We start from the raw sequence: 22,540 nt of genomic DNA on the forward strand, positions 1-22,540 counted from the left end.
CTTCGCGTCGCAACGAGCTGGGAGATATGCTCACCACTGTTGTAGTTTGTTTTCCCCCACCTAAAGAGGAAGGGGACATTTTAAAGCTCGTTATATAATTCTTATTCTTTCAAAATGATTATTTTGCCATCAGTTCAGCAATCTTATTGGCAAAGTCTACCGGATTTTCCGGCATAATCCCCTCGATAATCAATGCCTGAGTGTACAGCAGCTCACAGTAATCCTTGAAGTCCTGGCTATCCTTGCCGGCGGAATGAAGCCCCTGCAAACGGGTAAAGAGAGCGTGATGTGGATTAATCTCCAAAATACGCTTAGCCTTGAACATAGGATTATCCATAGCCGCAAAGGTATGCTCCATGGACAGGGATGGACCCTGGGCATCAGCCACAAGACATACAGCACTGGATTTCAGTCGGGCAGAGATTTTAACCTCAGCCACCTTGTCGGCCAGAGCCTCCTTGATGTCCTTTATAAGATCATCATTGGTCTTGGTCAGCTCCTCAGTTTCCTTCTTAACCTCCTGGGACTCAGCATCGTCAAGGTCAAGGTCACCACGGCTGATGGACTGGAATTCTTTGTCAGCATAAGTACGGATAGCCTCAATAGCAAATTCATCAACAGGATCAAGGAGATAGAGAACCTCAATGCCCTTTTCCTTCAGGAGCTCCATCTGAGGCAGCTTTTCTATGGTTGCCTGATCGGTACCTGTAGCATAATAAATCTTCTTCTGACTTTCCGGCATCCGCTCAACATATTCCTTCAGGGAAACATTCTTGCCATCCTTTGAGGATACAAAGAGCAACAATTCCTTCAGCTTGTTGATGATGTCATTGCCGGTAAACATGCTGTTATAGATACCAATCTTTAAGGACTTACCAAACTCCGCCCAGAACTTTTCATAGCCCTCGCGATCCTTGCTGAGTTTTCTTTCCAATGACTTCAAAATAGTCTTTTCCATATTCTTGCCAATGGTCTTAAGCTCACGGCTCTGCTGCAAAAGCTCACGGGAAATATTCAAAGACAAATCTGGAGAATCCACCAGGCCCTTTACAAAGCCAAGATAATCCGGCAGTAAGTCCTTGCACTTATCCATGATGAATACGTGACGGGAATAAAGCTGAATGCCTGGCTCATAATCTGTGTGATAAAGGTTAAACGGTGCCTTGGCGGGAATATACAGGAGAGAAGTGTACTCCACAGTACCCTCAGCCTTATTGTGGAATACCTCCATTGGCTCCTCCCACTCATGGAACTGAGTCTTTAGGAACTTGCTGTATTCTTCCTTGGTGATATCAGACTTATTCTTGGTCCACAGTGGCTGCATGGAATTAAGAGTACGGACCTCGGTCTTCTTAATCTTCTCAGCACCCTCAATTTCCTTGCCCTCTTCATCACGAGGAGTTTCCTCGGTTTCAAAGTTCATCTTGATAGGGTAACGTACATAATCGGAATACTTTTTAACTAAATTCTGGATGTTCCAATTATCGGTGAAGTTTTCCTCCGCGTTTTCTCCGTAGAAATCCTTGCCCAAGGTGATAGTAATGGTGGTACCGCGATTTTCCTTTTCGCATTCCTCCATGGTGTAAGAACCGTCACCAGTGGACTCCCAACGAACGGCTTCCTTCTCACCGGCCTTGCGGGTCACTACAGTAACCTTCTCTGCAACCATAAATGCGGAATAGAAGCCTACGCCAAACTGACCAATGAGATTATCACTGATATCAGCATTGCCGGCATTCTCCTTTTCCTTCTTAAGCTGCTCCAGAAAAGCCTTGGTGCCGGATTTGGCGATAGTACCAAGGTTATCCACAATCTCTTCTTTGTTCATACCAATACCATTATCAGAGATGGTAAGAGTATGGCTGTCCTTGTCAGGAATAAGGAAAATCTCATAATCCTCATTGCCCTCAAGAATGCTCTTATCGGTAAGAGAAGCAAAATGCAGCTTATCGATGGCATCAGAGGCATTAGAAATCAACTCACGAAGGAATATTTCGTGATTTGTATAGATGCTGTGAATCATCAGATTAAGCAGCTGTTTTGTTTCCGCTTGGAACTCATGGGTTTCTTTTGCCATTATAAAGACTCCTTTATGTAAATATAATAATTGATAATTTTTAGCACTCCCAATGTGTGAGTGCTAACTCACAATTGATATAATACATCAAAAAGTCAATAATGTCAAAAATATACTTCTCTCAAAAAAAGAACCTGCACTTCATCGGTACAGGCTCTGTCATTTAAACTATACGTTAGCTTTTCTTTTTCTTTGGCAGCTTGGACAGCTCGAGGAACTGCTGATACTCAGAGGTAGGCCACTGCTTGAAGGTGGTGAGGGCCGCATTGTAGGTTGCCACACCTGGCATGGAAATATCAGGATTATCAATCAGAGAAATCATGAAATGACCGCCAAACTCGCCAGGCATATAGGTCTTTACCATCTGACTCTCAGCCTTTATGGTTTCGAAATTACCGTCGCCCTTTTCATCTACCCTTATCTCTTTAGGAGTATAACCATAGATACCAAAGGTATTCTCAGCCACCTCTACCACACGGGTATTTATGAGAATGTATTTATCGGAAAATTTATCCAAAATAGCCTTACGCTCTGCATCACTGGCAGTGCCGGCATTTGCCGGGATATCAGCATCCTCGTAAGCATTGATAAGAACTACCCATGCCTTCTTAATGTTATCAATATCACCTTCAAAAATCAGCACATCCCCCTTAGCCTCCTCATCAAAGAAGCTTGCCGGAACCACGTTAGGCTGGGTTGGACACATAATAGTGTAACCAAAACGGGTGCTGGTATACTTGTACGGAAGACTTACCTGAACCACGTTGTCACCGTTGGCATCAGCTGTAACTGCGGAATCTGCCGGTGCAGCAGCATTCTCCGCAGAAACGGAAGACATAGCTGGTACCATGAGGAATGCACCCATAACAGCAGCCATAAATCCTTTAATTAACACATTTTTTATTTTCATTATTATTCCCCCACAATTCAATATTATTTGAATTTTGCTACGACCATTCTAATGGACTTTTTTGAAAAAATGGTGAAAACCATATTAAATAACCATTAAAATCATCTAATATATTCTATCAGCATTGTCAAGGCTTTGTCAGTAGTTTGTTTTTTTATTTCACTGCGACTGCCCTTAAAATGGTTTTCAACGACGATTACCCCCTTGGGACCAGCAATGGAAATATACACCAGTCCCACTGGTTTCTCCACACTGCCTCCACCTGGACCTGCAATTCCGGTAATTCCCACACCGATATCAGCACTGATTCTCCCCCTGACACCACCAGCCATCTCCCGGGCCGTCTGTTCACTTACTGCCCCAAACTGTTTTAAGGTTTCTTCATTTACTCCCAGATGAGAAATTTTAACCTCATTGGTATATGAAACAATGGAGCCCAAAACATAGGCCGAGCTGCCAGCCACGTCTGTAAGTCGACTGGTCAAAAGTCCACCAGTACATGATTCAGCACAGGCTATGGTCTGATGGGAATCCAGCAACAGCTTGCCCGCTTCCTCTTCCAATAGCATGATTATCGCCTCACTCTGCCAATTCTCCCACCAGATCCTCAGTAAATCCCTGGAGAATACGAACCTTAACAATATCCCCCACTTCACTGGTGGTATCATCTTCAATATACACCAGGTCATCTACATCATCCGCCTGACGATAAGAACGACCATAGGAAGTACCATCCTCTGTATGGCCTTCCACAATTACTTCCAGCACCTGGTTCACCAGAGACTCATTTATCTCTTGGGAAATAAGGCTCTGAATGGCCTTTATCTCATGATAACGATCCTGCATAACATCGTCATCCACCTGTCCATCCATATTTGCCGCCGGAGTATCCTCTTCCTTGGAGTAGGTAAAAAAGCCGGCATGATCAAAACGCTGCTCCTGAATAAAATCTTTCAGCTCCCGGAACTGCTCCTCAGTTTCCCCAGGGAATCCTACAATAAATGTGGAGCGGATAACCACCCCTGGCACTCTTTCACGAAGTTTTTGCAAAAGAGCCATAATCTGCTCCTTTGTGTCAGGACGGCGCATTCTTCTAAGCACTTCATTGCTGGCATGCTGCAATGGAATATCCACATATTTGACAACCTTTTCCTCAGTGGCCATAACCTCAATAAGCTCATCATTAAGGAATCTTGGATAATTATAGAGGGTTCTGATCCACTTGATACCTTCTACCTTGCATAATTCACGCAGCAACTGCGCCAAACGTGGTTCACCATAAATGTCATGGCCATAATTTGTAGTATCCTGAGCAATAAGAACGATTTCCCGAACTCCTTTATCGGCCAAAGCTCTTACTTCCGCCACAATATCCTCCAGCTTGCGACTGCGGTATTTGCCACGAATCAGCGGAATGGCACAAAAGGCACAACGATTGTTGCAGCCCTCAGCAATTTTGACATAGGCAGTATGCTTTGGGGTAGTTGGAATACGTGGTACAGAGGCATCATAGATAGTTTCGTCCCCCTTGATCACCACACGATTTCCCTTTAAGGTTTCGTCTATTACCTCAGTAACCCGTCCCCAGGCTTCAGTACCAATAATACCGTCTGCCTCCGGCAACTCATCCAACAGCTCCTGACCGTATCTCTGTCCAAGACATCCTGCAATAATCAGGCTTTTACAGTGGCCCTTCTCCGGCTGCTTGTATTCTGCCATATTTAAAATCGTATTTATTGATTCCTCTTTTGCTGACTGAATAAAGGCACATGTATTCACAATGAGTATATCCGCATCAGATGGGTCGTTTACCAGTTCAATGTCCCGTTCCTTAATGAGCCCCAGCATAACCTCTGTGTCTACCAGGTTCTTGGAACAGCCAAGACTTACAAATCCTGCTTTCAAGCTCTACCTCCTAAAATATTATCTGATTATCTAAACTATCTTCCAAATCTAACTTCTTTAAGCCAGCGGTCCAACAGCTGTCGGCGTTCCTTTTCAGGGTAATCTGCCAGCTGGTCATATAGAACAACATTTTTCCCCGCAAATTGCTTGGCAGCCATCAGTGAGCCATTGGCCGGCATAAAATAAAAACCATTATTCATCATGGCCAGCTGAGGCTCATCCGTCAGCATCCAATTAATGAACTCCTTGGCATTATCACCATTGGGACAGTTTATGAGAAGCCCTATTCCCGTAAGGGTATAGGCCGTACCCTCATCGGGATAAATAATCTTTAAAGGATATCCGTCACCAATATAGCGCAGGGCCTCACTTTGAACCACCACTGAAATATCCGCCTCTCCCATACCGGTCATTCGGGCAGGCGTTGATAAATATTTAGCATACTGCACCACATGGGGATGAAGCTGCTTCATATAATTCAGAGCGCTGTCCTCACCATTCTGGGCTACCATAAACATATAAATGTTTGCAGCATTGTCTGCCGCCATAAAATCTGTTATGCCCAGCCGATAATTCTGCAGCTGTCCTAATTCCTTCCAAGATGCAGGAATATGAGGCAAACGTTGCATATAATCCGTATTTACACAGAAAACCACCGGATCATACCAAAGACCTATCCAAAATCCCCTATCATCCTTAAAACGATCGCTGACCACGTCACCATGCTCAGAAATATACGGCTGAAGCCAACCATCAACAGCATTTCTACGCAACACACGGCTATCAGTCAGTATCAGGTCAGCCTTACCAGTTTCCTTTATTCTGTCTTTAAGGTCACTCTCCGTCATAGGAACGAAGGTAACCCTTATCTTATGGCTTTTTTCATAGGCTTCAGCCACAGGGGCAACATTCTCCGCAGGCAGGGTTGTGTAAACAACAATGTTTCCCCGCAGACGACTGTCATCGTAGCTGCTGCCATTGGTAAAATACAAAGCGCAGAATATGGAAGCAGCAATCATTAGAAACGAGGTAATCAGCAACATTGAATATCTTTTCATATACTATACACCATCGATTCAGAAACACAAAAATATTTCATAGTAAACTCCGTGCAAAATGATATTTTGCACTACGCCCTTACACGAAATCTAAAGCTCATCTGCATCCTTCGGATTTGATTCACTAAGATTTCATAGTAAAAATCCTGCAAGGAAATGAAACTCCCTGCAGGACTCGCAGTTTTAACTAAATTATTTGTTTGAGCGCATCCAAACTGGAATATCAATTCCATTGGCCTTGTAGAAATCCTGCTTTGGAACACCAATATTTGCTGCATTGGCGCCCTGATTGCCAAATACTGGAACTCTCATGCCAGTTGGTGGAGTCTGCTGTGGTGCCTGCTGATTTGCATTAGGCATTGCCATATTCTGACGGCCCTGCTCAGACTCAAAGTCAGTAGCCACAACAGTAACACGAATAGTATCGCCCATGGTATCATCCACAGAAACGCCCCAAATAATATTTGCATCCGGATGAGCCTCTGCAGTAATGCTCTGGCTGGCCTCATTAAGCTCCATCATATTAAGGTGGGAAGACTCACCAACAAAGTTGATGATTACACCTCTTGCACCACTTACTGACACCTCCAAAAGAGGGGAATTAACTGCCTCACGAAGTGCAAGCATAGGTGCATTATCACCAGAAGACTCGCCAATGCCCATCAGTGCAGGACCAGCATTGCTCATAACTGCCTCCACATCGGCGAAATCCAGGTTTACATAACCGGATTCGTTGATGAGATCGGAAATACTCTGTACACCCTGACGAAGGATATCATCAACTTCCCTAAATGCATCGATAAAAGAAGTATTCCTGTCAATAATATTCAAAACCTTCTCGTTTGGAATAGTGATGATAGTATCAACACGCTGACGCAAAGCCGCAATACCAGCTTCAGCACGCTTTGTGCGCATACGTCCCTCATAAGAAAATGGACGGGTTACGACGCCAACGGTAAGAGCACCAACCTGCTTGGCACACTCTGCTACCACCGGAGCTGCGCCAGTACCGGTACCACCGCCCATACCTGCTGCGATAAATACCATGTCAGCACCCTGAAGGGCTGCCATAATTTCCTCACGATTTTCCTCAGCTGCCTTGGCCCCAACCTCAGGACGGGCGCCAGCACCCAAACCACGGGTTGCTTTACCGCCGATCTGAATACGGGTAGAAGCCAAAGACTGGTCCAATGCCTGGGAATCGGTGTTTACAGCAATAAACTCAACGCCCTTTACGCCGGCATTAACCATACAATTTACCGCGTTGCTGCCGCCACCGCCGACACCAACAACTTTAATCACGGCCTTGTCATCAAAATCTCCATAACTATCAAAATCTATTGGCACTCAAAAAACCCCCATATATATACTTTAATTCGAAAATATTATCAATATACTCATACATCAAATATTATAACATTAATTAATTTCAAAATCTATAGTTAGCGAATCTGAAATTAGTGCTTTTTAAGCAAATGCTGACGAATAAAGCCAAGGTTATTAAAAATTCTTAGGCCAAAGGCTAACAGAGCAACATAATATAAATCTATTCCCAGCCTGTCACCCACATAAACCAAGAATGCCGCCATCAAAGAATTTGTAAAAAAACCGGAAATAAAAATTTTGTCATCAAATGTACCACTGCAAGCCGCCTTAATACCGCCAAAAACTGAGTCCATACAGGCCATAAGTGCAACTGAAAAGAGGCTGGAGTACCCCGCAGGAATTCCAAAAGGTACCAAAAAACCCAGAGTACCTCCGATAAGGAGACCAACTACTGCATAAATCATTTTGTCTCCTCCTCTTTGCTCGATGTGGTTGCCAGCTTATACTTGGTCGTTGCCTTATAGGCTGGAATCCACACATTATCCAATGGCTGTATGGTCAGATTTATCCCCCAAACCTTCAGAGAATCCGCCACTCCACCACGCATATTAATGGAATTTACAAGATTATCCTTGTCCCCTATTGCACGAATCTCAAATGGAGGAGCGGAACGAACATTATTTACGGAAATAGTTGGCCCGGCACAGCGTATTTCTGAATTAGCGGTCAAACGTTGACCATTTATGGAAAGTGCCTCCGCACCAGCAGCCCTCAGTTCATTTACTACTTTAAGAATGTCCTCATCATGAACCAGATAGAGGTTTGGATCGTTATCCACCTTGGCCTTTTTGGCACTGTCATCAATGGTAATAATGACCCCTGGGCCCTCCAAAGGTGTCATGCCGGAAATCATCATTATATCATCTGTAATTTTTTCTGATTTGGCATCCCCGGACATTCCCCTTAAATCGCGAATTTCAGTCTCCAGCTCCTTATTCTCCGCCTCAGCCTGATGGAGACGGGCAGCCAATTCCTCTACGCGCTGACTTGGCTGTGAAGCCCGTATATCCTCTGTACTTTTAAACTGGATAACCAGCATAAAACCTAGAACCATGCAAACGCAGGCAATAGACAATCGCCCTTTTTCTAACTGCATTTTTCTCCTCCTATACCGACTATTCCTTTAGCTTAATGGAATATGAACCATCAAATCTGGCATCCACATAATCTATAGGATGCTTTGCCTGCTTAACCTCACGATTTACGCTCTCCGTAATCTCCAGCTTCTTCTGTAGGCTATCCAAAGCACCCATCTTAAGCTGAACAGAATGGTTCATGTAAACCATTACATTATTAGGGTCTGATATGTTAATTTCGGCAATACTGGTTGCCGTATCCCGATTAAGCTTGTCCAGGAAATCAAGTACCTGAGAAAGCTGCTGGTTTTCCGCAGTATCTCCTACGAAAAGATCCGATACCTCCACTCCGCTGACAATGGGCACTGGAATTTGGGACAGGGTTCTGTGTGCATCTAGTACGATTCCGCCACGTCCCACCTCCAGATAACCATAATCACATTTTATGATAGCCAGTGGAATTCGCTCCACCACCTGAATATCCAGAGAATTAGGGAAATTTCTCCTTACAATGACCTGATCAATACGAATGTCCTTGCCCATAGCCTGCATAATTTCATCTGTGGCCAGCTGAAAAAGATTCTCTCCCAGATTTACGCCGGAAATCCGAATTATTTCCTCATCGGATAGATAAGCATTACCATGAACATTTACATGCTTCAATACAAAAACAGGGGAAAGGGCAATGGCAATAAAGGCCATAAATGCTGCCAGTACTCCCAGGACACGCAGCAAGCCACGGCGGGTAATAATCTTACGCTTGGTTTTTTCATGTGCTTCCCCGTTTACGGATTTGCCCACATTTCCCCTAATTACCGTATCATCAATGGATTCAGATTTAATAGCATCCATCGTTCCCAGTGGCTTATACTCCATTGTGTTATCGATTATTTCCTTATTGTCGATATCTTCACCATTCATCATAATCAGTCCTCAAAACCGGCCATGTACAGTATTTTTTGACAAAGCTCAGGGAATTCAATGCCGGCAGCTCTGCCCGCATCCGGAACCAATGATGTCTCCGTCATTCCCGGAACAGTATTCACTTCAATGGCATAAGGCTTATTGTCCTCGCTGAGCATGAAATCTACACGGGCTACGCCACAACAGCCACACACGGCAAAGGCACGCTTGGCAATGTTATGAATTTCCTTTGTAAGCTCGTCACTGATTGGAGCAGGAATAATATGCTGTGAAGCCCCTACCTTGTATTTGTTTACATAGTCATACCATCCCTCAGAGGTGGTAATCTCAATAATTGGCAGAACCTCCTGCTTTTCCTCGTTACCATAAACAGCCACAGTCAGTTCACGGCCCTTGATGTATTCCTCCACCAGAACTGCGTTGTCATATTTAAATGCCTCGTTAAGGGCATCCTTCAGATCCTTGGCATCCTTAACAATAACCACACCAATACTGGAGCCCTGGGCAGCAGCCTTGACTACTACTGGAATTGAAAACTCCTTCTGAATTTCCTCGGCCAAATCACGCTGCTTATGTTCAAAACGGAAATAGGTATGAGACCTTGGGGTAGGCACATCACCAGCCAGGAAAAACCGCTTTGTGGCCACCTTGTCCATAGTAACAGCAGCCGCGCAAACCCCGGAGCTGGTATATGGTATACCAAGCATTTCCAATGTACCCTGAATAATACCGTCCTCACCGAATTTGCCATGAAGAGCGTTAAATACAAAATCCGCCTTCATCTCCCGAATCTCATCAACAAAGGTCTCTGGAACCAATTCCAAACCTACTGCATTATAATTCTTAGATTTTAAAGCATTTAAAATAGCAGTACCACTACGACGGGATACCTCACCCTCACTGGATGGTCCACCCATTACAACAACAATTTTTTTACTCATTTTAATTAATAGCTCCCAATCATTCTATCTAAATATAATTATTTTAAAAGCTCTACCAATTCTTCGCCGCAATTTACAATATCCCCGGCACCCATGGTCATAATCAGGTCGCCCTCCTGGGCAATGGACTTAAGATAGGCCGCAATATCCTTCTTATCCTTAATGTAAACCGTCTTTTGACCAGTCTGGGCAGCCACTTCCTTTACCAGAAGTTCACCATCAACACCTGGAATTGGATCCTCTCCGGCAGAATATACGTCAGTAAGCACCAAAAGGTCAGCATCCTTAAAGCATCTGCCATATTCCTTCTGCAAAAGCTGGGTACGGCTGTAACGGTGTGGCTGGAAAGCACACACCAGACGCTTAGGCTGAGTCTGGCGGGCAGCCTTAAGAGTGGTTGCGATTTCTGTAGGATGATGGGCATAATCATCCACTACCCATACACCCTGAGCTTTTCCCTTGGTCTGGAAGCGTCGCTTGGCACCATTAAACATAGTAAGCCCTTCAGCCATTTGGGCTACAGTCTGTCCCAGGGTTATACCGGTTACCACACAGGCCATAGCGTTTAGCACATTATGACGTCCAGGAACATTCAGCTTAACTGTACCCAAATTTTCTCCACTATGAATAACGTCGAAGGAGGTTCCACTGGCATCGGCCTTGATGTTGGCAGCTACATAGTCCGCCTCATGGTCAATGGCATAGGATACAATCTTGCGATTAACATTCTTAACAATATTTCTGATATTTTCATTGTCAAAGCACACAACGCCCCAACCATCCTCACGAATCTGATTCAGGAACTGGGTAAAGGCCTTAATAATGTTTTCCATGGTTCCATAATGGTCCATGTGATCATTTTCCACATTTGTAACAATGCCAATATATGGATAATATTTCAAGAAAGTGCCATCACTTTCGTCAGCCTCGGATACCAGATAATCACTTTCACCCAGCTTGGCGTTGCTGCCAAGGTAATCCACCTCTCCACCAATAATAATGCTTGGTGATACCCCTTCATAGTCCAAGGAAACTCCCAGCATGGAGGTAGTAGTGGTCTTTCCATGAGCACCAGCTACAGCAATGCCCTTGGAATTATTTATTAAAAACGCATTTACATCTGAACGGTGAAGACGCTTTAAGCCAAGTCGCTTTGCCTCAACTACCTCAGGATTATTCTCACGGATAGCGCTGGAAACAACGATTGCCTCCGTATCCTGAACGTTCTCAGCACACTGACCAATGAAAATCTTGGCACCCAAATCCCGAAGAATGCCAGTCATAACAGATTCCTTAACATCGGAACCGGAAACATTATATCCTTTTTCTACGAGAATCTTGGCCAATGCGCTCATTCCAGCACCGCCAATACCTACAAAATGAACCTTTTTAATGCCTGTAAGCACTATAATACATCCCTTCAAAAATTATTTTTGTTTATTACGGGCTAACTCTATAATCATTTCCGCAATAGTAGCTGCAGCCTCCGGATGACCAATGCTATGGCTTCTTTCAGCCATATCCTGCAAATTGCGGTCATCTGATAACAGCTCCTCAATGGTGGAAATCAATATTTCTGCACTAATATCCTTGTTGAGAATAACCCTCGCTGCACCGGCCTTTTCTATGGCACGGGCATTAAATTCCTGATGGTTTTCCGCAGCATAAGGATATGGAATCAGCACTGCCGGAATCCCCTTGGCAGTAAGCTCTGCAAGGCCAGTTGCACCAGCACGGAACACAGCTAAATCCGCCACGGCCATCGCTTGAGGCATATTATAAAGATATGGATAAACCTTAAGATTAGGGAATTTCTCCAGTTCTACCCCAGCCTCGGCAATACGCCTTAATATATCATCATGCTCTGCCTTGCCAGTGGCATGGAGAATCTGTACCCGCTTGCTGCCAGCAAAATGCTTCAGCACACCAACCATGGCGCGGTTTATGCTACGGGCACCACGACTCCCCCCTGATACCAGTACAGTTTTCTTGGCTGGATCCAATTCAAAGGCACTGTATCCCGGCTCCCGTTGGGTATTAACCACCTCATCACGAATAGGGTTACCTGTAAATATTACCTTATCCTGAGGAAAATGTTTGTTGGCTTCAATAGCACCGGTAGCAATTCTGGAAACAAAATTAGATAAGATCTTGTTGGTAATACCAGGAACCACATTCTGCTCCTGAATCAGTGTAGGGATTCCCATAAGACTTGCGGCCATCAGCACTGGCCCACAAACATAGCCTCCGGTACCAATAACGACATCCGGTTTAAAGTCACGAACAATCCCCGCAGCTTTGACCACACCCTTTATGGCCTTAAATGCCCGAAGGAAATTAGCAGGGCTCAGACTTCTTTTAAAGCCCTGTAAATCTACTGTTTTAAACGGAAATCCTTCCTTAGGAACAATATCAGCCTCCAGGCCTTTACTGGTTCCCACATAAAGGACCTCCAGATTATCTATTCTTTTCTGCAATGCCCGTATGATGGTAACGGCAGGATAAATGTGACCGCCTGTACCACCACCTGATACGATTATCTTCATTTAAGTAAACCCTTTACCAAACCCTTGAATACACGACCACGTTCCTCAAAACCAGTAAACATATCAAAGGATGCACAGGCCGGTGAAAGAAGCACAGTCTGAGGAATCCCTGCAATATTGTGGGCAATCTCCACAGCCTTTTCCATGGAATACCCTGCCTCATGTATATGCTCAGTGCTATAGCCAGCTGCAATGGCACATTCCTTGAAGCGTGCAGCTGCATCCCCCACAAGAATCAATTCATCTACACGTTCCTTCACCAGCTCCATGAACTCGCTTAAATCCGTGTGTTTATCATCACCACCGGCAATGAGAATCAGATGCCCGTCAAAGCTCTGCAAAGCCTTTATGGCAGAGTCGGTGTTTGTAGCCTTGGAATCATTGAAGTATGGGACTCCATTTACAGTAGCCACCGGTTCAATACGATGCTCTACTGGCTCAAATGACTTAAGGCTCTCACCGATTTTAGGAAGGCGAACGCCACCTAAATATGCTGCTGCAGCAGCAGCCAAAGCATTTTCAATATTGTGACCGCCCTTAATCTTCAGTTCATCTGTACGGCACAGCTTACAGGTCTGACCGTTCCAGGAAATGGTAAGCCATCCATCATTAACGAAAGCGCCCTCCTTAAGGATTTCCTTACGGCTGAAGAAGAACACCTTGCCTTTAGCCCGATTGGCCATATCACGGGTCTTTGGATCATCATAATTGAGTACCAAAAAGTCATCTGGTCCCTGATTAGCGAACATCTTCTCCTTCATGGCCTGATATACCTCAAGACTACCATGACGAACCACATGGTCAGGAGTTACGTTTAATACTACTGCCACATGGGGATTAAAGGTGTTGGATGCCTCCATCTGATAGCTGGAAATCTCTGCCACAATACAGCTTCCCTCACCAGCCTTAAGAGCCTCCTCACAAAGGGGTATACCAATGTTGCCTCCAACTCCTGCATTAGGATATCTGGTACGCATAAGCTGGCCAAGGAGGCTTACAGTTGTAGTCTTGCCATTTGTACCAGTTACGGCCAAAATTGGGGACTTGGCCAGATTATAAGCTACCTCCACCTCTGTGGTAACTGGAATATTACGCTTATACGCCTCCTGCACAACAGGAATCCGAACAGGCACAGCCGGAGAAAGGATAACCATATCCACACCATCAAGAAGGCTTGGCTCCTGCTTGCCAAATACCAGCTTAATACCAGCATCACGAAGCTCCTGCATATCATAGCTGATATCCGCCTCAGCCTTGGAATCACTAAGAGTAACATCTGCTCCCATGCTCTTGGCAATCTTGGCAACAGCATTACCACTGATACCAGCACCGATTACCAACACCTTTTTTCCCATGAACTCCATTACTTACATCTCCTATTATTACCAAAAAAATCCTGGTTACATACCAAATATACACAAAGCCAATCCCAAAGCGCCGGCTATGACTCCCACGGCCCAGAAGGTCCATACGACACGAACCTCGCTCCAGCCCTTCAGCTCAAAATGATGATGGATAGGGCTCATGAGAAAGACTCTTTTTCCCGTAGTCTTGAATGAAGTAACCTGAATCATAACAGACATAGCTTCGCAAACAAATATAAAGCCAATAACCGCCAGCAAAATTTCAGTATGAGTCAAAATACCCAGGGCTGCCATGACACCACCCAAGGCCAAGGAACCAGTGTCACCCATGAAAATCTTAGCAGGATGGTAGTTGAATTTCAAAAAGCCAAGGCAAGCACCAATAGTGGACGCACACAAAATAGCCAAATCTGCTTTTCCCATGGCAAAGCATACCAGCATATAAAAGAAAGCCGCTACTGCCACTGTTCCAGAGGCCAGGCCATCAAGGCCGTCAGTAAGATTAACCGCATTCGTAGCCCCCACCATGACGAAAAACAACAGTGCGTAAAATCCATATCCCAAATCAATGTTTCCGGCAAATGGCACCCAAAGATCTGTAGGCAAGCCACCAAACACAGCTACCAATGCAGCCATGATTATCTGTCCCAACAGCTTCTGACGGGGTTTTAGTCCTTCGTTATGCTTTCTGACAACCTTAATATAGTCATCAAGAAAGCCAAGGGCGAAATGGCCTAAAACAACAAACACAGCCAGCATAACCTCTACAGTATGGTTGGCAAAAACCAGTGTTGAAAGCACCAGCCCCAAAATAATCATCATACCGCCCATAGTAGGCGTTCCACTCTTGGCCTGATGACTCTGAGGCCCCTCCTCACGGATAGCCTGGCCAAATTTCAGCTTATGAAGCTGCGGAATAAGCCAAGGTCCTATAGCCACCACTACAATAAAGCTCAATGCCAAAGCATAGGCTGTATTTATATTTATTTCCAACATGATTGTATTAAAGCCTCCAAAAATCAAATAAGGTCAATTATAGCTTCCATTTTCATACCCCGGGACCCTTTAAAGAGCACCGTATCCTCTGGCTCAAGCAGCTCTTTCAGCTTTGCTGCTGCTGCCTCATGGCTGTCCACATGGAATACATTTTCCATACCAGCCTCACTGGCGCCATTGGCAATTTCCCTGCCCATTGGGCCAAAAGCCACTAAAGCCACGGCTCCGCTTTCTGCCACCTGTCTTCCCACCTTCTGATGAGCAGCAACCGAAACATCACCCAGCTCCAGCATATCACCAAGTACAGCAATACGACGGCCCTTGGTGATTTCAGACAAGGTGTTTATAGCAGCCTCCATAGACATTGGACTGGCATTATAAGCGTCATTTATAAAGTTGTACTGACCCACTCGTTTAGCCTCAAAGCGCATACCTGTCATTTCCAGGCCATCAAGGCCCTGCTGGATTGAAGACGCATCCATCCCCAAAGCATAGCCTGCCGCCATAGCCGCCAAAGCATTGGAAACATTATGACGCCCCACCATTGGAAGGGTAAATTCCCCCACCTGGCCATTTGCCCCCAAACGACACTTGAAGGTGGTGCTATTCAGACCACCATTCAAATCGAAGGCCTTTATGTCGGCTTCATTATCAATACCAAAGGTAATAACCTTAACACCGCCATTGCACTTATCCTTCATTGCAGCGGTATAAGCATTGTCATTATTCAAAATCACCGTTCCACCGGATGGAATAGCCTCCACCAACTCAGCCTTGGCCTTGGCTATATTTTCCATGGATCCCAGAAGCTCCATGTGGGTTTCCCCCACGTTGGTAACAATGCCAATGGTAGGAGCAGCTATAGGAGCCAAAGCCTTAATCTGACCAAGGCCACGCATACCGATTTCCACCACTGCCGCCCTGTGGGTCTCATTCATATTAAGAAGAGTCATTGGCAGGCCAATCTCATTATTATAATTTGCCTGAGTCTTTAAAACCGGGAATTTGGCAGAAAGGACGGAGGCAGTCAGATCCTTGGTGGTGGTTTTACCGTTGGACCCAGTAATACATACCACCGGAATATCAAACTTCATGCGCCAAAAATGAGCCAATTCCTGATAAGCTCTCTGGGTATCGGTGGAAGCCTTAATGATAGTCCCACCAAGCTCAGTCTTTGGCATCTCATATTCATTGCTTACAAGCACCCCATTAGCACCCAGCTTCAAAGCCTCCTCAACGAAGGTTTCACCATTAAAACGCTCCCCCTTCAGGGCTACAAACAAACAGCCTGGGATGATTTTGCGGGTATCGGTAACAATATCAGAAAAATGATCCTTGCCAATTTCCAGCACTTCTGCACCAGTTAAGGCACTCTCCACATCTTTTAATGAAAACTCTGGCATAATTACTCTCCCATTTTTGCTTTGATGGCCTCAGCAGCCACCTCTTTATCGTCAAAGTGAATTGTCTTATCCTTAAGAATCTGGTAATCCTCATGGCCCTTGCCGGCTATTACCACAATATCACCTGCCGTGGCAATTTCCACTGCTCTGAAAATAGCCTCACGACGGTCAATAATAGCTTCATGCTGCTTGCTGCCCGCAGCCTGCTCAACACCTTCCACCACCTGGCTGAGAATGAAGGCAGGATCCTCAGTACGAGGATTATCGGAGGTAGCCACAATAATATCTGAAAGCTCAGCAGCTATACGCCCCATAATTGGACGCTTAGTCCGATCACGGTCACCACCGCAGCCAAATACTGTAATAATGCGATTATCACAAATCTTGCGGGCAGTGTGAAGAATATTCTCCAGTCCATCAGGAGTATGGGCATAGTCTACGATAACGGCAAAATCCTGACCGCCACGAACCAGCTCGAAACGACCCGGTACACCGCTAAACTCCTCCAAGGCTGCCTTAATAAACGGAAGTGGTACTCCCTCAGCCATGGCTGCTCCCGCCGCTGCCATTACGTTATAAACATTAAAGATACCAGTAATCTTTAAATCCAGTGGCAATGAGCCAAACTGCTGCTTTATCTCAAACTTGGCACCACTTGCCAAAACCTGAATATTTTCGGCCATCAAGGAGGCAGCATTTTCAATACCATAAGTAATATGGCGGCAATCAGCATGCTCCAGCATGAATTTTCCTGCTTCGTCATCAATGTTTATAACCGCAGTCTTACCGTTCTTCACATTGGCTGGACTGCTGACCATATCAAAGAGCTTTGCTTTTGCCAGCTTGTAGTTTTCCAGGGTCTTATGATAATCCAAATGATCCTGGGTGAGATTGGTAAATACCACCGTATCAAATTCAACGCCGGCCACCCGGTCCTGATCAAGGGCATGGGAAGAAACTTCCATAACCACATAATCCATGTTTTTCTCCAGCATCATATTCATAGTATGCTGAAGCTCTACCACATCAGGTGTGGTGTTATGAATCGGCAGTACCTCATCCTCTATCATAATCTGAATTGTACCAATAAGACCTACCCTAAATCCCATTTTACGCAGCATAGCGCGTATCATATAGCTTATAGAGGTCTTGCCGTTAGTACCGGTTATACCAATTACGCGCATACGCTGAGCCGGATAATCATAAAAAAATGGCACAATAACCTTCAGGGCTTCCTTAAGGTTTGGCACCAACAGTACATCCATTCCAGCTGGCATAAAGGCGTTTTCATTATCTGTAATAATGGCCACAGCCCCCTTTTTCTTGGCCTGGGGAATAAAATCGTGACCATCCACATGGGCACCCACCATACATACGAACAGGGTACCTTCAGTGGCCTTTCTGGAATCATGTTCTATATCTTTAATTACAGTCTCACTGTTACCTATAATTTCTGCTCCTTCAATAAGAGCTGCCAGTGAACCTAATGTTTTTGCCATTAGAAAATCCTCCTAATTTTTGTCATAACATAACTAAGATATTATACCGCTAAAATAAGTATTTTTCTACCATAAAATAGTTAATTTAGGCTTTCACATAACCGTTCAAATAGAAAAAGGGACTGCTTACGCAAATCCCTTTTTCATATCGCCTATTCTGTTAATGCTTCGTCTGATTCCCTGCAAAATAATTTTCCTGTGGTACAGTCATCCCCAACTGGGTCACAGCAATTTCTTTGATTCTGGAATGAGACTTCAACTTTGCATTCTCTACTCTGAGTGTTTCATTACTCTTCTCCAGGGCACTAGCTTCAGCCTGAATACGGCCGACTTCGTATACTTCGCTTGCAAGGCAACTGCTAAACCATAAAATTAATCCATAAATAAGTGCACCTACAACTAAGAAGCAAACTGCCTTCCTACGACGAGGGTCCTTCTGTACGTTACGCCTTACAATTTTACGTCGTATAATTTTTTGCTGTTCCTGGGGAAGTTCCTCAAAGTACTCTTCTTCAATTAACTGACGGGCAAGCACACAAGTAACCTCCTTTCAGTGCTTATTTACAAGGTGTCAATCCAATTTCTCCGCTATTCGCAGCTTAGCGCTCTTGGCTCTTGAGTTCTGTTCCAGTTCATTATCTGAAGCCACCGCAGCTTTTACAAGCAGCTTAATCTCTGGCTTATGGTTGCATACACAAACTGGAAGAGATGGCGGGCAAATACATCTGCTGGACATTTCCTTGAGCACATTCTTGGCTATCCGGTCCTCAAGGGAATGGAAGGTGATTATCGCTATTCTGCCGCCTGGCTTTAAATGCTTAACTGCAGTACGGAAAGCTTCTTCAAGAATCCCCAGCTCGTTATTAACCTCTATTCTAACTGCCTGAAAAATACGCTTGGCAGGATGTCCGCCCTTGGAATTTCTCACAGCAGCAGGAACCGCTTTTTTTATTATGTCCACCAGTTCACCAGTGGTCTTTATGGGTGCAGTCTTTCTCGCCTCCACGATGAACTGTGCTATTCTCTTATACCATCTTTCTTCACCATATTCTTTAAAGATACGGCAAAGCTCGTCCAAGTCATACTTGTTTATTATATCATAGGCAGAAAACTCTGCCTGCTGATTCATTCTCATATCCAGAGGTGCATCCAGCATATAGGAAAACCCTCTTTCCGCTGTATCCAGCTGATGAGATGATACTCCCAAATCGAAGAGAATGCCGTCTATTTCCTCTGCATCCTGCTCCTTTAGAATCATTTCCAGATGGGAAAAATTATCCTTTACTATATTAACGTGACACCCAACACCAGTCAACCGCTCAGTAGCCGCTGCAATGGCTGCTGTATCCTGGTCAATACCTATTAATCTGCCATCTTCATTTAGCTTATCAGCAATCATTCTGGAGTGCCCGGCACCGCCCAAAGTACAATCCACATAGGTTCCGGACAGGTTTGTTACCAAACCGTCAACTGTCTCCTCTGGCATTACACTTACATGATGAAATTTCCCGCTCATTTGCTACCTCATATCCCCAGCTCTGCCAAGGTTTCAGCTATAGCAGAAACAGATGGAGTAATTTCTTCATTGTACTTAAGCCATTCATCCTTGCTCCAAACTTCTATGCGATTGGAAACGCCGATAAGAACGGCATCCTTTTTCAAGGACGCATGCTGACGAAGGGTGGCGGGTATCAGAAAACGGCCCTGCTTATCCAATTCGACCTGACGGGCACCGGCGAAGAAAAATCTTACAAAGGCCCGGGCTTCAGTTTTGGCTAAAGGTAGTTGACGAAGCTTGACTGACAGCTGTTCCCATTCAGATTGAGGATAAATGAACAAGCAGTTATCCAAACCCTTGGTAATAATGAAGGATTCGCCTAATTCAGCACGAAAATCAGCCGGTAAAATCACGCGACCTTTCGCATCCAGCGAATGATTATATTCGCCCATTAACATCCTTCATCACCACCTTGTAGACATAGTCTACCACATTCCCCCACTTTTTTCCACTTTTTACTGTTTTTTGCCCCCACAAATTTTGAAAATTATAAAAAAAGGAAAAATGTCCCAGAAATATTATTAGATACTATAAATATAATTAATTTGTAAACTAAAAACACCTTTGGCATATAACCAAAGGTGTCAATTGACATTATTTATTTTTTTACCCATCCATCCTTGTTCATAAGTGGTAGATATAAGACTCTTTCCAAAAAGTCCTTATTAGTATCCTCTGTATGAAATATTGGTACCCTCTCCAAAGCATAAACATTACTATTGCGGTTGACTGCATCATACTTTATGGTAAATCCGGCCTTGTAGCCTGCATTCTTCACTAACTGCGCAATATGGAGGTTATAAGTCCCAGTTGGATAAGCAATAAAGCAGGAATCCTTACCCAGCTTCTCATTTAGCATTGCTTTGGATTTTGTCAGTTCATCCATAATCTGATTATCACTGGCCTCGGTCATGGACTTATGGGTGGCTGTATGTGACTCTATGGAAAAGCCATTGGCTTCCAGTTCCCTAGCCTGATCCCAGGTCAGATAATTTGGATACTTCTCCAAATAAGTGGTCACCACAAAAATAGTTCCCACAAAGCCATATTTTTTCATTATAGGATATGCATTCTTATAGTTGTCAACATAGCCATCATCGAAGGTTATCATAACTGGATTATCCGGAAGCTCCACACCATTAGTCACAAACTCATATAGCTGATCCGGTGTAATAGTATGATAACCATGCTGACTTAGCCATTTCATTTGCTTTTCAAAATCTTCCGGTCTTACTGAGAGGGAATGAAATGTATTGTCTATTTTGTGATAATTTAGAACCGTAACTCCTCTATGGTCCTCAGCCTTAGCTACCTGATGTACCACAGGCTCTTCCTTCTTGCCCATAAATGCGATCAGGCCGATGGCCAAAAGAATAATCCCTGCCACTATAAACAATCTATATTTTTTAATATACTCATCAATATTAACCATAATTTCCCTCCATATTAATAACACCACTACATTATACCGCAATCATTTTATTTTTCCCATATTATATTAGGAAATTTTTCTTATTTATGATATAATCGTGGAGTGTAATTAATAATAATTATTAAGGAGGTTGTTATATATGACTATTACAAAAGATATGTCCATCATGGAGGTTGTTACTAAATATCCTGATACCGTTCCTGTTTTCATGGAGAGTGGTATGGGCTGCATAGGTTGTGCCGCTGCACACTTTGAAAACATCGAGCAGGGTGCTTCTGCCCATGGTATTGATATTGATCAGCTTATTGCAGGTCTGAACGAAGTCGTTGGTGAAAACTGATAGCTGACATGGGATAACCTTAGTCAACTTAAAGGACGTCCGGAAAATTCCAGACGTCCTTTTTATGTACATAAATGGTGGTCATTATAGATTGACTGAAGCATTAGGGCGATGGGCGTCGAAAGCTATTTATTTGCGTTCTTACACAGCGAGAAAATGTCGTTGTTTGAGCGAAGCGAGTTCGACTTTTATCGCTGCTAATTAAAAGCAAAAAATAGTTTTAGCCCAGAGTCCCGAGCTGAAGTCAACTATCACTGACCACCATTGACATATGAGCTCGTTATAGATTGATATTCTGGGCCTCAGCCAAGGTTGCCCGTGCTTCGGTCACTAAGCTCTCGATTATAGTAGCCATTGGCTCGATTTTCTTCAATGGGGTAAGGCTCTGCCCGGCCTGAATCATACCCTTTTCCATGTCGCCGTCCACTGCAGCCAGCTTATTGGTACCTGTAGCCAGCTTAAGAAGCTCCTCCTTAGTAGCCTTGCCAGAAAATTCCAAAGCCTGATATTCCTCGGAGAATTTGTTCTTAAGACCTCTTACCGCACTCTTGATGGTCTGACCGGTTACTATAGTATCCGTATCAACTGCTTCAATGAGTTTCTGCTTAAAATTATCGTGTACCGGGCATTCCTCCGCCACCAGGAAGCGGGTACCCATCTGAACACCAGCTGCTCCCATCAACAGAGCAGCTGCAATACCACGACCATCTGCAATACCACCAGCCATTACCACTGGGATATTTACCTCCGGAATAACCTGAGTCATCAGAGCCATGGTGGTAAGCACACCAATGTGACCGCCAGCTTCCATTCCCTCTACCACAATAGCATCTGCATTGTTCTGCTCAAGGCGCTTAGCAAGCTTAACATTTGGCACTACTGGAATTACCTTTATACCAGCCTTATGAAGTGGCTCCACAAAAGGAACAGGATTTCCGGCACCTAAAGTAACAAACGCTGGCTTCTCCTCACAGATAACCTCCAAAATCTCGTCCTTATTTGGAGCCATTAACATGATGTTTACACCAAAAGGCTTATCCGTCAATGTCTTGGCCTTACGGATTTCATCCCGAACATAATCTGTGGTACGACCACCACAGGATATGATACCAGCTCCCCCGGCAT

General features: G+C 44.4%; 22 protein-coding genes. 1 reads left to right on the plus strand and 21 read right to left on the minus strand.

What is annotated here, in order from left to right:
- Nucleotides 1–118 precede the first annotated feature (118 nt).
- From htpG to ACKI5G_RS08650, 20 genes are all read right to left on the minus strand, one after another.
- The gene (htpG, locus tag ACKI5G_RS08555; RefSeq protein ID WP_407399464.1) at nucleotides 119–2,077 is read right to left on the minus strand and encodes a molecular chaperone HtpG; all 1,959 of its coding nucleotides are present in this window, start codon (nucleotides 2,075–2,077) and stop codon (nucleotides 119–121) included.
- A gap of 175 nt (nucleotides 2,078–2,252) precedes the next feature.
- Complete coding sequence (locus tag ACKI5G_RS08560; protein ID WP_407399466.1) at nucleotides 2,253–2,987, minus strand: hypothetical protein; 735 nt, start codon at nucleotides 2,985–2,987, stop codon at nucleotides 2,253–2,255.
- Nucleotides 2,988–3,088: 101 nt separating this feature from the next.
- A complete protein-coding gene (locus tag ACKI5G_RS08565; RefSeq protein ID WP_407399468.1) occupies nucleotides 3,089–3,556 on the minus strand; it encodes a CinA family protein in 468 nt (155 codons plus the stop codon).
- Between the two features lie 10 nt (nucleotides 3,557–3,566).
- On the minus strand, nucleotides 3,567–4,892 hold the full coding sequence (rimO, locus tag ACKI5G_RS08570; RefSeq protein WP_407399470.1) for a 30S ribosomal protein S12 methylthiotransferase RimO: 1,326 nt from the start codon (nucleotides 4,890–4,892) through the stop codon (nucleotides 3,567–3,569).
- 35 nt (nucleotides 4,893–4,927) lie between these two features.
- Entirely contained in the window at nucleotides 4,928–5,950 is a 1,023-nt protein-coding gene (locus ACKI5G_RS08575; RefSeq protein WP_407399472.1) for an ABC transporter substrate-binding protein, read from the minus strand.
- Nucleotides 5,951–6,142: 192 nt separating this feature from the next.
- Nucleotides 6,143–7,297, minus strand: coding sequence for a cell division protein FtsZ (ftsZ, locus tag ACKI5G_RS08580; protein ID WP_407399473.1), 1,155 nt, complete (start codon nucleotides 7,295–7,297; stop codon nucleotides 6,143–6,145).
- A 110-nt stretch (nucleotides 7,298–7,407) separates the two neighbouring features.
- Complete coding sequence (locus tag ACKI5G_RS08585; protein WP_276840536.1) at nucleotides 7,408–7,740, minus strand: small basic family protein; 333 nt, start codon at nucleotides 7,738–7,740, stop codon at nucleotides 7,408–7,410.
- A complete protein-coding gene (locus ACKI5G_RS08590) occupies nucleotides 7,737–8,432 on the minus strand; it encodes a DUF881 domain-containing protein (RefSeq protein ID WP_407399476.1) in 696 nt (231 codons plus the stop codon). The genes ACKI5G_RS08585 and ACKI5G_RS08590 overlap by 4 nt, the downstream gene beginning before the upstream one ends.
- A gap of 19 nt (nucleotides 8,433–8,451) precedes the next feature.
- Complete coding sequence (locus tag ACKI5G_RS08595) at nucleotides 8,452–9,336, minus strand: cell division protein FtsQ/DivIB (RefSeq protein ID WP_407399478.1); 885 nt, start codon at nucleotides 9,334–9,336, stop codon at nucleotides 8,452–8,454.
- Nucleotides 9,337–9,338: 2 nt separating this feature from the next.
- Nucleotides 9,339–10,277: a D-alanine--D-alanine ligase gene (locus ACKI5G_RS08600; RefSeq protein WP_407399480.1), complete on the minus strand. Its 939-nt coding sequence runs from the start codon at nucleotides 10,275–10,277 to the stop codon at nucleotides 9,339–9,341.
- Nucleotides 10,278–10,315: 38 nt separating this feature from the next.
- Nucleotides 10,316–11,683, minus strand: coding sequence for a UDP-N-acetylmuramate--L-alanine ligase (gene murC, locus ACKI5G_RS08605; RefSeq protein ID WP_407399482.1), 1,368 nt, complete (start codon nucleotides 11,681–11,683; stop codon nucleotides 10,316–10,318).
- Nucleotides 11,684–11,704: 21 nt separating this feature from the next.
- The gene (murG, locus tag ACKI5G_RS08610) at nucleotides 11,705–12,823 is read right to left on the minus strand and encodes an undecaprenyldiphospho-muramoylpentapeptide beta-N-acetylglucosaminyltransferase (protein WP_407399484.1); all 1,119 of its coding nucleotides are present in this window, start codon (nucleotides 12,821–12,823) and stop codon (nucleotides 11,705–11,707) included.
- Nucleotides 12,820–14,187, minus strand: a complete 1,368-nt coding sequence (gene murD, locus ACKI5G_RS08615) for a UDP-N-acetylmuramoyl-L-alanine--D-glutamate ligase (protein WP_407399486.1) — start codon at nucleotides 14,185–14,187, stop codon at nucleotides 12,820–12,822. Before murD ends, murG begins: the two co-directional genes overlap by 4 nt.
- A 36-nt stretch (nucleotides 14,188–14,223) precedes the next feature.
- Nucleotides 14,224–15,183, minus strand: coding sequence for a phospho-N-acetylmuramoyl-pentapeptide-transferase (gene mraY, locus ACKI5G_RS08620; protein ID WP_407399488.1), 960 nt, complete (start codon nucleotides 15,181–15,183; stop codon nucleotides 14,224–14,226).
- 23 nt (nucleotides 15,184–15,206) lie between these two features.
- Complete coding sequence (murF, locus tag ACKI5G_RS08625) at nucleotides 15,207–16,586, minus strand: UDP-N-acetylmuramoyl-tripeptide--D-alanyl-D-alanine ligase (protein ID WP_407399490.1); 1,380 nt, start codon at nucleotides 16,584–16,586, stop codon at nucleotides 15,207–15,209.
- Nucleotides 16,587–16,588: 2 nt separating this feature from the next.
- Nucleotides 16,589–18,085, minus strand: coding sequence for a UDP-N-acetylmuramoyl-L-alanyl-D-glutamate--2,6-diaminopimelate ligase (locus tag ACKI5G_RS08630; RefSeq protein ID WP_407399492.1), 1,497 nt, complete (start codon nucleotides 18,083–18,085; stop codon nucleotides 16,589–16,591).
- A gap of 160 nt (nucleotides 18,086–18,245) precedes the next feature.
- Nucleotides 18,246–18,620 (minus strand): cell division protein FtsL, encoded by a 375-nt coding sequence (ftsL, locus tag ACKI5G_RS08635; RefSeq protein WP_407399494.1) that lies wholly within the window; start codon nucleotides 18,618–18,620, stop codon nucleotides 18,246–18,248.
- Between the two features lie 36 nt (nucleotides 18,621–18,656).
- Nucleotides 18,657–19,601 carry a 16S rRNA (cytosine(1402)-N(4))-methyltransferase RsmH gene (gene rsmH, locus ACKI5G_RS08640; RefSeq protein ID WP_407399496.1) on the minus strand — a complete coding sequence of 315 codons (945 nt, stop codon included), beginning with the start codon at nucleotides 19,599–19,601 and terminating at the stop codon, nucleotides 18,657–18,659.
- An 8-nt stretch (nucleotides 19,602–19,609) separates the two neighbouring features.
- Complete coding sequence (gene mraZ, locus ACKI5G_RS08645; protein WP_039210186.1) at nucleotides 19,610–20,041, minus strand: division/cell wall cluster transcriptional repressor MraZ; 432 nt, start codon at nucleotides 20,039–20,041, stop codon at nucleotides 19,610–19,612.
- Between the two features lie 200 nt (nucleotides 20,042–20,241).
- Nucleotides 20,242–21,075 carry a polysaccharide deacetylase family protein gene (locus ACKI5G_RS08650; protein WP_407399498.1) on the minus strand — a complete coding sequence of 278 codons (834 nt, stop codon included), beginning with the start codon at nucleotides 21,073–21,075 and terminating at the stop codon, nucleotides 20,242–20,244.
- A gap of 139 nt (nucleotides 21,076–21,214) precedes the next feature.
- On the opposite strand from ACKI5G_RS08650, the gene ACKI5G_RS08655 reads away from it, so the two are divergent.
- Nucleotides 21,215–21,415 (plus strand): DUF1858 domain-containing protein, encoded by a 201-nt coding sequence (locus ACKI5G_RS08655; protein ID WP_027396279.1) that lies wholly within the window; start codon nucleotides 21,215–21,217, stop codon nucleotides 21,413–21,415.
- Between the two features lie 280 nt (nucleotides 21,416–21,695).
- Here ACKI5G_RS08655 and ACKI5G_RS08660 read toward each other — a convergent pair.
- Nucleotides 21,696–22,540, minus strand: an 845-nt coding sequence (locus tag ACKI5G_RS08660; RefSeq protein ID WP_407399500.1) for a nitronate monooxygenase, incomplete at its 5' end; no start/stop codon positions are given.

The organism is Anaerovibrio sp. (genome assembly GCF_045637405.1).
Classification (GTDB): Bacteria; Bacillota; Negativicutes; order Selenomonadales; family Selenomonadaceae; genus Anaerovibrio.